We start from the raw sequence: 15,819 nt of genomic DNA, 5'->3' as shown, positions 1-15,819 counted from the left end.
TATTTTAATTTTTCTCATGCTATATGCTGTCAAGCTATTTCTGAGTGGTTAGAGAGCAAGGCCCGTCACTATTGAAGAGAAGTTAAATCCTAAAATTCTGTATACTTTGTTGGCAAATGGCTAAGTTTGCAACTATGAGTTGGTCTGGTCAAAGAGATTTATCAGTGGCCGAGCGTATTGCTCGGATGTATTTGAATATTGGAGTGGTAAAGCTCAGTGTTGAGCAGCCGTACACCTGGAGTTCAGGCTGGAAGTCTCCAATTTACTGCGATGGGCGCATTGCCCTATCGTATCCCAATACTCGGACGTATATTAAGCACGAGCTAGTGGAAGTAATTAGGAAGAAGTTTCAGGGTACTGAGGCTATTGCGGGAGTGGCTACGGCGGGAATTGCCCAGGGAGCTCTGGTAGCTGATGCCCTCGATTTACCCTTTCTTTACGTACGACCTAAGCCCAAAGCCCACGGTATGACTAATATGGTAGAGGGAGAAATTACTCAGGGTCAAAAAGTAGTGCTTATTGAAGACCTAGTATCTACTGGCGGAAGTTCGGCCAAAGCAGCGGCGGCTCTTGACCTCTCAGGATTTGAAATTATGGGCCTAATCTCAATCTTCACCTATGGCTTCGATCAGGCCCAAGAATTATTCGCCAATGCAGAAATTCCGTTCGTATCGCTCTGCAATTACGATGTTCTAATTAAAGAAGCGGTAGAACAAAATTTGATTTCAGCCACTAGCTTAACTTCTTTGCAGAGCTGGCGTAAATCCCCCGCCGACTGGCAGGGATAATACGGCTTACAGTTGGAAAGTCCACACCGGACGTTTAGCATGGTTCACCACATCTTCGGCAATACTTCCGCTCAATAACCGCCCAATTCCCGTGCGCCCGTGGGTACCTAAGGCAATCATATCGGCATCAATATCTTCGGCAAAATAGATAATACCGTCTTCTTCCGGATCATCATTATACACGTTCATGGTGTAGTTTTTCAGTTGGTGCTGCTCGGCAAACTCCTTCATTGCCTTTTTATAGTAACGATCACTCTCAAAGTTGCTAGGAGTATTCACACTCACCATATGAATGGTAGCATCGAATAATTTCTGTAATTCACTTAACTGTTGAATCAACTTAGAATGATCACTCCGGAAATTAGTAGCAAACGCAATATTTTTAACATCGCTAAACACCACCGGGGTTTTTACGGTAAGCACCGGACAACCAGCTCGCCGTACTACTTTTTCAGTATTAGAACCCACAAAAATTTCTTCTAAACCGGAAGAGCCTTTCGTTCCCATCACTACTAGGTCTACTTCACGTTCGGCAATGGTACGAGAAATATGCTCAAATGGGTGCCCTACTTCTACCACACCTTCCAGTTCAATATCGGCATACTTACCCTCCGCAGCCATCTCGCTAAACTTTCTTTTGGCTGATTCTATCAACTGGATAAAGTATAAATTATCCTTCGCGTCAGGAGCGGTCACTTCGCCCATTGCGCTAAATGATGAGCCGTGGGGGGCTTCTACCACGTTGAGTAGCTGCACTTTGGCTCCGCTTTTGTGAGCGAGCCCCGCTGCTAAGTCTAGTGCGTAAGTTGCTTGCTCCGAAAAATCAGTAGGAACTAGAATGGTTTTCATAACAAATTGTTTTGAAGGATGAAAAATATCTTTATAATATCTCACTAGAAGTATACGGAGAATAGGGATATTTTTGCCGAGATATTTTCAATTTTCTTTACAATAAATGGCCTATTCCGAAAGTAAGCACATAAATTAGGGTAGACAAAGCCAATTGCTTCAGATAGGGATCTAATTCAACCGCCTGCTTTTTAGTCTGTACCGCTATTCCATTTTTTATTAACAGAGGAACACTCAACAAAAATATCCACTGGTAAGCAGTATTGTACGAGAGTAGCACAAAGACCACCGAACAGGTAATTCCTACGGATAGTAAAAGCCAATGATAAATCACCGCCCGGCTACGCCCCAAACGTACCGGAATAGATTTTTTGCCAGCCAATGCATCGGTTTTAATATCCCGAATATTATTTACGTTGAGTACGGCTACGGATAATAGTCCGCAACTCAGCGCAGGTAGTATGGTTAGTGGGTCAAAAAAGGCAGTATGTAGGTAAAACGAACCCAACACGCCTACCAAACCGAAAAAGATCAATACGGATATATCGCCTAGCCCGGCGTAGCCGTAGGGTTTTTTACCCGATGTGTACGTGATGGCCGCAGCGATTGCTAATAAGCCTAACCCCAGAAATACTACTAGTACTTGGATATTCCACTGAATGCTGATAAGCAGCAAAGTAACTCCACTGACAAATGATAAGAGCGCAAACAGGCTCATGGCTCGTCGCATGGCAGCGGGTGATATAGCTCCTGATTGCACCGCTCGTTGGGGGCCTTCCCGATCATTACTATCAGCTCCGTGGATAGAATCGCCGTAGTCATTAGCGAAGTTAGATAGCACTTGCAGAAAAATAGTTGTCAGTACTGTGAGTACCAAAACTTCCCACCGAAACTGCTCTACGGAAGCCGCCAGAAATGCTCCCATGCCGATGGATGCTAAGGCCAAAGGCAACGTTCGCGGACGAGCTGCTTCAACCCAATCTTTCAGTGTGGGCATAACAACTTAACGGAAACCGGAGACCGAAGAACAGAGGCCGGAAATATGACATTGGAAGGGTTAAATAAATCTTGAATTACTACCATGTTTAATTTTTCTGCTTCACACTTTATTGGGTGCGTTACTCTTTAAAACTTTGAACTGAAAACTTCTTATAATCTCAAAATTCACCCTCCGGTCTCCCGCCTCCCGTTTCCGGACTCCGTAACATTACATTTGCTTCGGAGCCTGAATACCTAACAAACCCAGCCCCGCAGAAATGGTTTGCGCCACGGCTGATGACAAAGCCACCCGAAACGCTACTTTATCCGCATCTTTCTCAGCAAAAATTGATACTTCCGAGTAAAAGCGGTTGTAGGCTTTGGCTAGGTCAAATACGTACTGGGCAATTACCGATGGGGCGTACTCCGCTCCGGCCAATTGAACTTTTTGAGGGAAAACTGCCAGAAGCTCTATCACCTCCTGCTCGGAACCATGAATCTCGGACAACGAGCCAAATGCTTCGTGATTGATTCCATCGTGGGTTGCTTTCTGCAAAATGGCGGAAATTCGGGCATGGGTATACTGAATAAACGGAGCCGTATCTCCCTGAAGCTGTACCGATTCTTCGGGGTTAAACAGCATTCGTTTCTTGGGGTCTACTTTCAACAGAAAATATTTAATGGCTCCCAGTCCTAACATCTGAAAAAGCTCTTCAGCTTGCGAAGGAGTTAGTTCTTCAATTTTGCCCAGTGCCTCCGTCTTTTTTCGGGCTTGCTGAATCACTTCATCAATCAGATCGTCAGCATCTACTACTGTTCCTTCTCGCGATTTCATTTTCCCGGAAGGCAGGTCTACCATGCCGTAGGAAAGATGAAATAAACCATCAGCGTAGGGTCGTCCCAGCCGTTTCAAGATAGAAAATAGTACTTTAAAATGGTAGTTCTGTTCGTTACCCACTACATACACCAGCCGATTGAACGGCCAATCGCGGTACCGCAGTTCGGCAGTACCCAAATCCTGGGTCATGTATACCGAGGTACCATCGCCCCGCAGTACTAGCTTTTCGTCTAAACCCTCATCGCTCAAATCAATCCAAACTGAGCCGTCTTCTTTCCGGTAAAACACTTCTTTTTCCAGCCCTTCTTCTACAATATCTTTTCCGAGCAAGTAGGTGTCTGATTCGTAATAAATCTGATCGAATGAAACTCCAATCTTCTGGTAGGTAGCATCAAAACCTTCGTACACCCAAGCATTCATTTTTTTCCACAGAGCTACCGTTTCTGCCTCTCCCTGCTCCCACTGCTTCAGCATCTCTTGGGCCTCTTTCATTAGGGGTGCTTCCTTCTTGGCTTGTTCTTCTTCCGTGCCTTGTGCAACTAATTGGCTAATTTCGGCTTTGTAATGCTTATCAAATTCTACGTAGTACTTGCCTACCAAATGATCGCCCTTAAGACCAGCTGATTCAGGAGTTTCGCCCTGACCGAATTTTTGGTAGGCCAGCATTGATTTACAAATATGGATACCCCGATCATTTACGATATTGACGTTGTGCACCGCGTAACCGTTGGCTCGTAGAATTCTGGACATTGCATCGCCCAAAAAATTATTTCGCAGATGCCCGAGGTGCAATGGTTTATTGGTATTAGGAGAAGAAAACTCAACCATCACCTTTTTGCCATTATCCGGCTGAAATCCGTAGGGTTGCTCCGACTGATATTGCTGAAGAATTGATTGAAGGGTACTCACCCACACTGAATCGGCCAATTCTATGTTCAAAAAGCCCTTCACTACGTTGAAGTCTTTAACAATACCAACTTGCTCTTTGAGATAGTTACCAATTGTTTCGGCAGTTTGGGGTGGGCTTTGGCGGGTAACCCGGGCGTAGGGAAAGGTAACAAAGGTGTGCGACCCAGCAAAATCTTTTCGGGTGGGCTGTAAACCAATCTCATCGGATGCAAGTACATGTTGATAATGATGCTGAAAGGCTGCCTGAATCCCTTCAATCAGTTGTTTTTCTATGTTCATATTATCTTGTGGTGCTCAAGTGTTATGGTGTTAATGTTCAATTGTCCGATTAATGAATGGTTATTAGTCATTGGTCATCAGTCATTACTCATTGCACACTGTTCATTGCTCATTACCCCCTGCACCAAGCCCCCAGCTCCCCACCAACTATTCATTCTCCCCTCTCAATTTTCAATTATAAAATGTGCATTGCAAAGATGCCAAAATTATCAGAATATTGCATTCTTCACAGGCCTTGTATCATTTTAAATTCATGCGAAAGTACGCCGATCTAATTCATAAGACGTTTGATTTTCCTACCGCCGATTTTGATATGCAGTCAAGCGGTTTGCAATTCCACGGTGTTCCGCTGATGGAGGTAATTCAACGATTTGGTACCCCCAGTAAAATTACGTACCTACCTCAGATTAGCACCAACATCCGACGAGCTAAACAAATGTTTGGGCAGGCCATGCAGAAATACCAGTATCAAGGGGAGTATCGGTACTGCTACTGCACCAAATCGTCGCACTTTGCATTTGTGCTGGCGGAGGCATTAAAAAATGATATTCATCTGGAAACTTCTTCCTCCTACGATATTCCAATCATTCGGCGGTTATACGATCAAGGGAGAATAAATAAGGATATTCTTATTGTATGCAATGGCTACAAACGCGACTTGTATCAGCAATACATTACCGAATTACTGAACGATGGGTTTCAAAATTGTATTCCGGTGCTGGATAATTTAGAGGAACTGCCTTATTACGAACAGCACGTTCGCGATCCGTTTGATGTTGGTATCCGAGTGGCCTCCGACGAAACCCCTCGGTTTGAATTGTATACTTCCCGGCTTGGCGTTCGCTACAGCAATGCGGTAGAGCTTTATCGGGAACAACTTCAGCATAACGAAAAAGTGCGGCTTAAACTGCTACACATCTTTGTAAATCAGGGCATAGATGATTCGGCTTACTACTGGAGCGAGCTAAACCGCTTCGTAGAAATGTACTGCGAGCTCCGAAAAATCTGCCCCACACTGGATACCATCGATATTGGCGGAGGTTTCCCAATCAAGAACTCACTGTGGTTTACCTACGATTACGAATATATTGTTGAGCAAATTATTGAGAATATCCAGAGTGTTTGCCGGGAAAATAATACTCCTACCCCGCACCTACTGACTGAGTTTGGCATGTATACCGTAGGCGAAAGCGGAGCTACCATTTATTCGGTGCTAGGACAAAAACAGCAAAATGATAAGGAGCTGTGGTACATGATTGACGGCTCCTTTATTACCCAATTGCCTGATATTTGGGGATTGAACCGAAAGTTTATCATGCTACCAATCAACCACTGGAACCAGCCTTACCAAAAAGTAAACCTGGGCGGGCTCACCTGCGATAGCATGGATTATTACAACACCGAAGCGCACCGTAACGAAGTCTTCTTACCTAAAATCCCTCTGAATGAACCACTGTACGTTGGTTTCTTCAATACTGGGGCGTATCAGGAAGCTATTGGTGGGTACGGCGGTATTCAACACTGCTTAATTCCCGCCCCGAAGCACGTAGTAATTGATCAGAATGAAAATGGTGAGTTTACCTACCAGTTGTTTGCCCCTGAACAAAACAGTGAATCAATGCTAAACGTACTGGGCTACGACTGACCCGCTACGCGATTCGCAGCCGTTCTAATGGAGAGAAAGTTAGCTATTCTAATCACAGTTTGCCGTGGTTAAGCCTCAACTGCCATACTTTTCTGCTTAAGCTCAGTAACATCCAGTGCATACTTTATCACCTTGGTAGTATTGTCGTTTTTATCTTTAACACTGAGATAGTACCCTCGAATGTACACCTCAGCACCGCTTTTAGTGATACGCTTATGTTCCCCGGATTGCTCTTGTCCCCCTCGCAACTTCTCCCAAAACTCTTTATACTCCGCCGATTGGGCGTAATTTGGATCTACAAAAATACGATGATGCCGTCCCTGTATTTCTTCTAGTTGGTACCCCATTAAAGATAAAAATGATTGATTGGCAGTAACGATGATACCTTCGGTATTAAACTCGATGAAAGCAATACCGCTCTCGTCAATAGCATCAAGCCTACTTTTCATTTCACCCGTCTTACGATCTACCTCTTCTTGCGTGGCCTGTAGTTCTTCCATGTTCTGTCGCATTTCCTCCTCTTGGGCTTGCATTTGCTCGGTCATTTGCTGCGATTCGGCCAATAGTTGTTGAGTACGAGCGTTTACTTTTACAGTAGATATAGTAGAGGCAATGCTTTCGGCAATCTTTCGTAAAAACTCTATTTCGTAAGGTTTAAACTCTTCAAATGAAGCCAACTCAATTACCCCGTACACTTCTTCATTCACCATTAAAGGTACAATCAAGATACTGGTAGGGTTGGCCTCACCTAAGCCTGACGCAATCAGCACGTAGTCATCTGGCACGTCAGTCAGGTAAATGGTATCTTTCTCCTGCCACGATTGTCCGGCCAGCCCTTCTCCTTTGTAAATTTTTTGGTCTAAATATTTTTCCCGATCCCAAGCATAACAGGCTTCCAAGGTCATAAACGGTTCGCTCGTATCTTTAGCCTGAATGAGGTACAACCCGCCCTGGTTGGCGTGTAGATAAGAAATTAGATTGGATAAGATTGTTTGGGTGAGTTTCTGCATGTCGTCATTATTCTGACGAAGCAGTTCACCAAATTGAGCTGTACCTTCGGTAGCCCAATTGCGTACCTGATCTTCTTTAGCTACTTTATGAAGATTATCCCGCATATTGATGAGCGAGTTACCTAAAATATCTTCATCGCTCAAAGGAGAGAACTCAGCATTATAGTCTCCCTTACCAATGCTCTCGGCAAACGCCGATGTATCTTTTAGCCCTTTTACCAAACCATCTACAGCATCGGCCATCTGACCTACTTCATCGCTACTAAACTTATGAGACTCCTGAGTGTTCTCTTCGGGCAATCGTCCTTTCCCTAGTTCTAGTATCACCTTCTTCAAGTAGCCAATCGGACCGGTAATTTTACGGCTTATCACAAAGGCTCCTATCAACCCTATAGCAATGGTTATTGCACCCAGCACGATGATAATTCTCCGCAATTGTAAATAAGAAGTAATATTTTCAATCTGGGCTTGGGCAGCTTCTTGCTCCTTAATATCACTAATTTCGTCTAGCTGTCTACGAATCTCTTTGGTATGCGGAATTATATCGTCCTCAATCATATTTTCCGCTAACAATTTAGCCATCGGATCTTCGTAATCCTCAAAAGAAACCAAACTGGCCATAATTTCTTTTTCGCTATCGATAAGCGACTCAAATTGAATGAGAACCGTATCAATTTGCAGTATTTGACTGCTATCTTCCCAGGCATTGCTCAGTTGCGTTATCACTTCCTTCATTTGAGGATAGTCGGCATGCAAGTCTTTTAGTGCCTGCTTGTTATCTTCATTATTTTGTAAGTACACCCAACTGGTAATCAGCTTTTCTGATTCATTGACCATCGTCATAAGGTTGACGATAGCATCGGCCGAAGGGTCAGTAACCTCGGTAGTTTTTTCCGTTAATTCTATACCGGAGTTTAGCGTTATGATACTAATGACAGCATTTGCAGTAAATAGGACAATGAGGGTCAGGAACCCTCCTAATATCTTTCCGCCAATTGAAAATCGTACTTTTTTCATAGCTTGTTTTCTCCGCCAATTAGTGTTCAGGGTGTATGTAAACGCGTGGTGGGGTGCATGGTAGATTTACCCCCTAGCGAACGATACTTTGCAATAATGGTATGATTTGCAAGATAAAAAAACACAAACTGACTGGTTTGATTACAAGGTAATATCCGATGCGTATGTGTCGCAAAAACTGATATGGCAGATAGATTAGACAAAGAGTTTATCGGTGTAGATCATCAATAGTGTTGGAAAAAATGTAGCTTTGCTGTGTTTTCACCAATTGGTAAAACCAAGGCCTCCTTTTTAACGCACCAAGTGAGCCAGCTAATCGTTACTCTGATTAAGTAGACTACGATTAAGCTCTTTTGGTAGTTTGTAACTTTTAATTTTCGTGCCGTGATTGATAAACTAGAAGCAATAAAAGACCGATTTGAGGAAGTAGGGCAACTCATGATACAGCCCGACGCGATGGCTGACATGAAAAACTACACCAAATTAACCAAAGAATACGGTGAGTTAGAGAAGATTGTAAAGAAATACGAAGAATATCGGCAGGTGCTCGATAATATTAGAAGTGCCAAAGACGTGCTAGAAACGGAGAAGGATGATGAATTTCGGGAGTTGGCCAAGGCTGAGTTAGACGATATGGAGCCCCAGCAAGTAACATTAGAAGAAGAATTGAAGTACATGCTGATTCCCAAAGATCCTAACGATAGTAAAAATGTAATTCTGGAAATTAGAGCCGGAACCGGAGGTGACGAAGCCGCTATTTTTGCGGGCGATCTATTCCGAATGTACAGCCTGTTCGCCGAAAATCTAGGCTGGAATTTCTCAGTGATTAGCCTTACCGATGGTACCGTAGGCGGATACAAGGAAATTATCACTTCAGTAACTGGCGAAGATGTATACGCTAAGTTGAAGTTTGAATCAGGTGTCCATCGGGTACAGCGCGTGCCTGCTACCGAATCGCAGGGGAGGGTACATACCTCGGCGGCAACCGTAGCGGTGCTGCCCGAAGCCGAAGAAGTAGATGTAGAAGTAAACATGGGCGATGTGCGAAAAGATACGTTCCGGGCCTCTGGAGCGGGCGGACAGCACATTAACAAAACGGAGTCGGCGGTTCGGCTCACTCATATTCCCACTGGCATAGTGGTTGAATGCCAGGATGGCCGTTCGCAGCACGCGAATTTTGATAAAGCTCTAACAGTATTACGCTCCCGGATTTACGAAAAAGAACTAGCCAAGCAAAACGCCGAGATCAGCGATCAGCGCCGATCCATGGTAAAGAGTGGCGACCGCTCGGATAAAATTCGAACGTATAATTATCCGCAAAGCCGGGTGACCGACCATCGGATTAACTACACCGTATATAATTTACCTACCGTAATGGATGGCCAACTAGGCGATTTTGTGGAGCAACTTCGTATTGCTGAGAATGCTGAAAAATTACAGGAAGGATAGCACTATGCGGGGTGGGAAGTTGGAAGGTACAGGTAAGAAGATACTACTCGGAGGAGTAGTTAGTTGCCTGTTGTGGTTTTCTGCTTGTACACCCGAAGAAGAGATATTCACCGAAGAGGCCGTACAGCTTCAATTTGACCGAGATACCGTGCAGTTTGATACCCTATTTACCACGCGGGGTAGCACATCTCAACTACTAACCGTATACAATTCTAATCGAAATGCGGTAACTATCGCTTCCGTAGCTACGGGGCGGGGCAATGCATCGCCCTACACCGTTACTTTAAACGGAAACCCCGGCCAGCAATTTGAGAATATTCGCCTGCTAGGAGGTGATAGCTTATTGCTACTGGTAGAAGTATTTATTGATCCACAGGATGAAAACCTTCCGTTTTTAGAAAAAGACTCGTTAGTTTTTCGAGTGAATGGCAACCAACAAGACGTGAAACTGATTGCCTGGGGACAGGATGCCCACTTTCACCAAGGTTGGATTATCTCGCAAGATACTACACTGCGCGGTGATCGCCCGTTTGTTATCCAGGACTCGCTCTGGATTGAACCGGATGTTACGGTAAAGGTTGACTCCGGTGCCCGGTTTTTCTTTGATAATGGAGCCTTTGCCTTAGTCCAAGGCACTCTCAAGACCGAAGGCACAGTTACGGCTCCGGTGATATTTCGCAACGTTCGCACCGATGGTAATTTTGGGAATGCTTTCGGCCAATGGGATGGCATAACTTTTACAACCACCAGCCGCAATAATGTTTTAAGGCATACTTACGTCCGCAGCGCAATTAACGGTGTTGTTATCAACACTCCCGATGCGGATACTATCCCGGATTTGATACTGGCGAATGTAATTATAGAAAATATGGCGGGCTACGGATTACTCGCCATCGGTTCGGATGTAGATGTCTATAATACCCAAATAAATCGCTGTGTTCTTGGGTTAGCTTATAATGTTGGAAACGGCTACTATCGTTACCGCCACTGCACCCTGGATAATAGTGGGATTCGCTTTGCAAGAGAAGATGAATGGTACGGATTAGCTTTCTCCGAACTTCTGCCGGAGCAACTGGATGATCTTCAAGTTTCTAATCAACCCTTTTACGCTGAGCTGACCAACAGTATTCTCTGGGGTATTTTAGACGATGAGCTAATTCGTAATATAGTATCCGAAAACAGTATTATTTCGCTAAATGCCAACTTACTGAAATACGCTGATGCTACGCTAGCCGGTAATATTTTTAACGAAAACCCGCTGTTCGCTGACCCTGTTATCGCTCATTATCAGCTTGACACCTTATCTCCGGCTATTAATCAGGGAATACCAACTTCTATCTTAACTGACCTGAAGGGAGCTAGGCGTGATGACCAGCCTGATTTGGGTGCCTACGAATATCAAATACCTTAAACCATGAGCAATGAATGATAACTTGGCAATCAGCAACCAGCATTAACTATGGACTATCGTCGGTGGACTGTGGACTAACAAACCAATCCGCGATCGAACAATTTAACCTATGCATGTATATCAACAGGAAATTCGCTTGCCCGCCTACCCTCGGGGCTTTCACCTTATTACCTCGCTTATTGAACGAGAATTTGCCGACATACGGCGCATCCAGGTGGGAATGCTCCAGATATTTATTCAGCATACCTCGGCTAGCCTGACCATTAACGAAAACGCTGATCCTACCGTTCGGGCTGATTTTGAGCAGCACATTAATCAGATGGTTCCGGAAAATGCGCCTTACTACAAACACACGCTGGAAGGTTCGGACGATATGCCCGCGCATATTAAAGCTTCTATGATGGGTAGCAGCGTTACTATTCCGATTACCGATGGGCGGCTCAACCTAGGAACTTGGCAAGGAGTTTACCTCTGCGAACATCGCAACCGAGGCGGTTCTCGCCGCTTAGTACTCACTGCTTGGGGAAATTGAATGAATAATGACTGATGACTAATTAATTCATTCATCATCAGTCATTATTCATTCGCTTTTACTGGCATCGAAGAGCTTTTTCTTTTCTTCGCGGGTGAGGCTATCGTAGCCATTGGCAGATATTTTATCGAGAATAGCATCAATTTCTTCCTGCTTAGTTTCGTAAGTAGCTTTGGCTTTTTTACTGGTAGCACTGTGGCCGTTGCTAGATTTTGATCGTCGGTATGATACTTTTACTTTGGGCTGGCGCACAAAGAAACTCTTCATAAAGACGAGGAATTGCGTAACCGGGCGACCCAAATCGTTACCTCGCTGGAGCTGTTTTATAAACAGAAACCCTAGTCCGGCTCCGGCCAGATGAGCCAAGTTTCCTCCCGCATTGCTTCCGGCAGTACCCACGTACGACATAATCACAAAAAACAGGGCAATGTATTTAATGCGAACCGGCCCCAACAAAATAAGGGGAATGGAGTAATTGGGCATAAACGTAGCCGCCCCAACTACCACCGCGTATACCCCGGCCGAAGCACCCAGCATTTCTGAACCGCTAATCTGGTTTTGGAAGTACGGAATCAGGTTGTAGATCAGAATATAGAAAACCCCGCCTACTAAGCCCCCCAAAATATACAGGTTCACTACCTTTTCGTCGCCCAAAAATTCCTGAATAATCTTACCGAACCAGTACAGAAACAACAGGTTGAACAAAATATGAAAAAACCGCTCGTGCGTAAAAAAGTAGGTAACCAACGTCCAAGGTTGATAAATCAGTTTGCCCAACGAAGCTGGTAGGGTAAATTGGTCTACAATTAGCGAATAAATATTGCTCTCGTTAGAAATTGTGAGCGGAACCCAAATGAGAAGCAGGGCAAGAAAAATAATCAGATTGATTACAATAATCTGCATCAGCCCATTATTGGGGCGTTGAAATGCGTATTTTAACTCGTCTAGTATACTGTTCATGGACTACTGCTGCTAATAAAATGCGTCACGCTTATCTTTCCACACCTTCAGTAAGATAAAAGCAAATAACATACCGCCTAAGTGAGCGAAGTGAGCCACATTATCGCCGGGTTGACGCGAAAACCCAGCCCAAAGTTCGTAAGCTCCGTAGAAAAGAACAAAGTACTTCGCCTTAATTGGAAAAGGGAAAAATAGTAAAAATAATTCGGTATTCGGAAACAACAGTCCAAAGGCCATCAAAATTCCAAACACCGCCCCCGAAGCTCCTACCATTGGAATATTCGCTTTGCTCTGAACAACTTGCTGCACCAACTGCCGCCCTTGACTTATGTAAGAACTACTGTTAGGGTTATCATAAAACCCGTCAATTAACTCCTTAATCTGAGGACTACCTCGGTAGGCAAATCCAGCTTCTTCTAACATAAAAGTAGACAATCGCTCAGGAGTAGTTTCTTCGAGTACCCGGTCAGCGGCCTGCTCAATCTGATGTATTTCGTAATAATTAATACCCGAATATAGCAAGCTTGCTCCCAACCCAGTTATCAGGTAAAATACTAAGAACCGTTGGTTGCCCCACACCCGCTCCAACAGCGGCCCAAAAATAAAGAGGGCAAACATATTACCGAAAAGATGAAATAAGCCACCGTGAATAAATAAGTGCGTAATGAACTGATACGGGCGAAATGTTTCGGCATTGATGTAGCGTAAGCCAAATAAATTGACGAACATATCGGTAGAAAATATCAGCGACTGCAACGCAAAGATTGCGATATTGATAATGAGTAAATTTTTAACCGTAGGGGTTAGACTGCCAAACATATCAGGTGTTGGTAAAAAACGTAGCGATTTTCTCTAATTCCAGTACATACGTGGTTTTGCGACCATCGGGTGCATAATCAGGCTGAATACAACCAAATAATCGGTCAATTAGCGCGCGCATCTCTGCTTCGTTGAGCCGCTGCCCCGCCTTCATAGCCATGCGCCGGGCAATAGAGCGCGCCATATTGTCCCGCTTACTTAAAGTAAGTCGTTCTTGGTTGCTCTTATATTGTTCAATAATTCCTTCCAGTACTTCTTGTTCAGTTCCGGTTTTCACATCGGGAGGTACTCCTTGTACAACTAACGTTCCGTTACCAGCAACGGTAAACACAAAGCCCATTGCCCGAATTTCCTCATCCAATTCCTGCAACAAAGCTAGATCGGCAGGTGAAATCTGAATGGTCTGGGGAAACAGCGATTGCTGAGAAACAGCGGATTTTTTTTCTAACGCCAACGAATACTGCTCAAATAAGATACGTTCGTGGGCGGCCTGCTGGTCAATTAGCATGAGTCCCGACTTCACATGAACCGCCACGTAAGTATGATGAACCTGAAACGGAGGGTCACTGGCCGCTTTCTGCTCCGACTCCAGAAACATCTCACCCCGATCTGAGGTACGATTCACAGCACTTTGCAAAGTAACCGGCGGAGCCATCTCCCCATTTTCTTCGGCAGAGCCTTCGGGAAAATCAAAATGAGATTTTTCATTACCAGATTGATAGAGTGATTCCCAATGTTCCAGATTGGCTCGCTTAGTAATTTCTACCCCGGAAAGCGATTGGTACTCTTTCTGATTGAGCCGGGAAGGAATGGTGGTAGTTGTTGCTTTTTCCGGTTGGGGAGGTTCAACAGTAGGAAATATAGCAAAGTGGTTTTCCTCATCAAAAACCGGTGTAACCAAATTCGTACCTAATGAACGCTTCACAGCAGCCCGAACAATGGCGTAAATAGTGCGTTCATCCGAAAACTTGATTTCCGTTTTAGTAGGATGAACATTCACGTCAATATGCTGTGGATCAATCTCTAGAAACAATGTGTAAAACGGAAAGCTTCCTTCGGGCAGCATGGCTTCGTAGGCACTCATTACGGCATGGTGCAGGTAGTTGCTTTTGATGTACCGCTGATTCACAAAGAAAAACTGCTCGCCCCGGGTGCGCTTATGAAACTCCGGCTTGCCCACCAGTCCCGTTACCCGCACATGATCGGTTTCTTCATCGCAGGCAAGTAGTTCAGTAGCGTATGCATTCGTAAACAAGTCACTAATGCGGGTAGTTAGTGAGCCCGCGGGTAAATCGTAGACTGGCTTATCACTTTGAAAAAAGCGGAACCCCAAATCGGGCCGAGCCAGCACCACCCGATAAAACTCGTCCATGATGTGCCGCACCTCTACCGAATTAGATTTCAGGAAGCTACGGCGGGCCGGAATGTTATAAAACAGATTCTTTACACAGATATTAGTGCCTACTGATCCGGTAGTTGGCTCCGTCTGTTTGAATGCCGAACCTTCTACCACCACTCGGGTAGCCAGTTCATCTTCCGCCCGACGGGTAGTTAGTTCTACCTGGGCTACCGCGGCAATAGAAGCCAACGCTTCGCCCCGAAAACCAAGGGTATGAATATTGTAAATATCTTCGGTCTGGCGGATTTTAGAGGTGGCATGCCGCTCAAAACACATTCGCGCATCGGTTGAGCTCATGCCCCGTCCGTTATCAACCACCTGAATGAGTCCTTTACCTGCGTCTCTTACCACCAGACTAATGAGAGTACCTCCAGCATCAATAGCATTTTCTATTAGCTCTTTTACCACCGACGCGGGCCGTTGCACAACTTCTCCTGCCGCAATTTGGTTGGCAATAGCATCTGGCAGCAGCTGAATTACATCAGACATAGCAAGTTTCTCCTCCCCGTATTAAAAAGTATGTGGGCAATAGCTTTATCTTCAAGTGCGAGACTGACGGCGTTTTCCGGCTGTTTGCTTAAGCCGGAAATACATGTAGGCTGGCCCTAACAGCAAAAAAACGTAAAAGATATCATTTCCGAAATAGAGATAGCCAAAAATGAATACAAATAGAGCAACCATAATAATACCCTGAAGCATATTAGAGCTTTTTTTGTAACTAGACCGGCGAGCGAATGCTCCGTGAATGCCCGCACTACGAGCCGAAGTCTCCAGCGAGCGTTGGCGTAATTCTTGCTCTATTCGAGAAGTACGCTCTTCAATATCCTCTTTAATTGGGTCGTAGTAGCGAGGTTCAAAGCTAAATTTCCTATAATTGGGAAGCCGGGTTAGCGAAGGAAGTTTCATAAGTATGTACGTTAACGGCTAGGCACTAAA

The 15,819-nt window shown here is 44.7% G+C and carries 13 protein-coding genes; 5 read left to right on the top strand and 8 right to left on the bottom strand.

The features are described 5' to 3' along the window. The first annotated feature begins 116 nt into the window (after window positions 1–116). Window positions 117–788, top strand: a complete 672-nt coding sequence (gene pyrE / locus P0M28_RS21560) for an orotate phosphoribosyltransferase (protein ID WP_302205035.1) — start codon at window positions 117–119, stop codon at window positions 786–788. 6 nt (window positions 789–794) lie between these two features. On the opposite strand, the gene P0M28_RS21555 is transcribed toward pyrE, so the two are convergent. The 3 genes from P0M28_RS21555 to argS form a co-directional block, all read right to left on the bottom strand. After that, entirely contained in the window at window positions 795–1,637 is an 843-nt protein-coding gene (locus P0M28_RS21555; protein WP_302205033.1) for a universal stress protein, read from the bottom strand. Between the two features lie 97 nt (window positions 1,638–1,734). Continuing rightward, on the bottom strand, window positions 1,735–2,634 hold the full coding sequence (locus P0M28_RS21550; RefSeq protein ID WP_302205031.1) for a 1,4-dihydroxy-2-naphthoate polyprenyltransferase: 900 nt from the start codon (window positions 2,632–2,634) through the stop codon (window positions 1,735–1,737). A gap of 210 nt (window positions 2,635–2,844) precedes the next feature. Further along, the gene (gene argS / locus P0M28_RS21545) at window positions 2,845–4,641 is read right to left on the bottom strand and encodes an arginine--tRNA ligase (protein ID WP_302205029.1); all 1,797 of its coding nucleotides are present in this window, start codon (window positions 4,639–4,641) and stop codon (window positions 2,845–2,847) included. Window positions 4,642–4,894: 253 nt separating this feature from the next. On the opposite strand from argS, the gene P0M28_RS21540 reads away from it, so the two are divergent. Next, the gene (locus tag P0M28_RS21540; RefSeq protein ID WP_302205028.1) at window positions 4,895–6,286 is read left to right on the top strand and encodes a type III PLP-dependent enzyme domain-containing protein; all 1,392 of its coding nucleotides are present in this window, start codon (window positions 4,895–4,897) and stop codon (window positions 6,284–6,286) included. 68 nt (window positions 6,287–6,354) lie between these two features. On the opposite strand, the gene P0M28_RS21535 is transcribed toward P0M28_RS21540, so the two are convergent. Then, a complete protein-coding gene (locus P0M28_RS21535) occupies window positions 6,355–8,313 on the bottom strand; it encodes a GAF domain-containing protein (protein WP_302205027.1) in 1,959 nt (652 codons plus the stop codon). Window positions 8,314–8,697: 384 nt separating this feature from the next. Between P0M28_RS21535 and prfA the strand changes: the two genes are divergently transcribed. From prfA to P0M28_RS21520, 3 genes are all read left to right on the top strand, one after another. Further along, window positions 8,698–9,762, top strand: coding sequence for a peptide chain release factor 1 (gene prfA, locus P0M28_RS21530; RefSeq protein WP_302205026.1), 1,065 nt, complete (start codon window positions 8,698–8,700; stop codon window positions 9,760–9,762). Continuing rightward, window positions 9,737–11,173 (top strand): choice-of-anchor Q domain-containing protein, encoded by a 1,437-nt coding sequence (locus P0M28_RS21525; protein ID WP_302205024.1) that lies wholly within the window; start codon window positions 9,737–9,739, stop codon window positions 11,171–11,173. Before prfA ends, P0M28_RS21525 begins: the two co-directional genes overlap by 26 nt. A gap of 109 nt (window positions 11,174–11,282) precedes the next feature. After that, the gene (locus P0M28_RS21520) at window positions 11,283–11,705 is read left to right on the top strand and encodes a secondary thiamine-phosphate synthase enzyme YjbQ (protein ID WP_302205023.1); all 423 of its coding nucleotides are present in this window, start codon (window positions 11,283–11,285) and stop codon (window positions 11,703–11,705) included. Between the two features lie 48 nt (window positions 11,706–11,753). On the opposite strand, the gene P0M28_RS21515 is transcribed toward P0M28_RS21520, so the two are convergent. From P0M28_RS21515 to P0M28_RS21500, 4 genes are read right to left on the bottom strand one after another with little or no spacing between them, the layout of a single operon-like run. Continuing rightward, entirely contained in the window at window positions 11,754–12,665 is a 912-nt protein-coding gene (locus P0M28_RS21515) for a rhomboid family intramembrane serine protease (protein WP_302205022.1), read from the bottom strand. Window positions 12,666–12,677: 12 nt separating this feature from the next. Next, the gene (locus P0M28_RS21510) at window positions 12,678–13,484 is read right to left on the bottom strand and encodes a rhomboid family intramembrane serine protease (RefSeq protein WP_302205020.1); all 807 of its coding nucleotides are present in this window, start codon (window positions 13,482–13,484) and stop codon (window positions 12,678–12,680) included. 1 nt (window position 13,485) lies between these two features. After that, the gene (gene mutL, locus P0M28_RS21505) at window positions 13,486–15,372 is read right to left on the bottom strand and encodes a DNA mismatch repair endonuclease MutL (RefSeq protein ID WP_302205018.1); all 1,887 of its coding nucleotides are present in this window, start codon (window positions 15,370–15,372) and stop codon (window positions 13,486–13,488) included. Window positions 15,373–15,423: 51 nt separating this feature from the next. Further along, window positions 15,424–15,789 (bottom strand): hypothetical protein, encoded by a 366-nt coding sequence (locus tag P0M28_RS21500; protein WP_302205016.1) that lies wholly within the window; start codon window positions 15,787–15,789, stop codon window positions 15,424–15,426. Window positions 15,790–15,819: the final 30 nt, after the last annotated feature.

Source organism: Tunicatimonas pelagia, from assembly GCF_030506325.1.
GTDB classification, from domain to species: domain Bacteria; phylum Bacteroidota; class Bacteroidia; order Cytophagales; family Cyclobacteriaceae; genus Tunicatimonas; species Tunicatimonas pelagia.
This window is presented reverse-complemented; position numbering and strand designations above follow the sequence as displayed.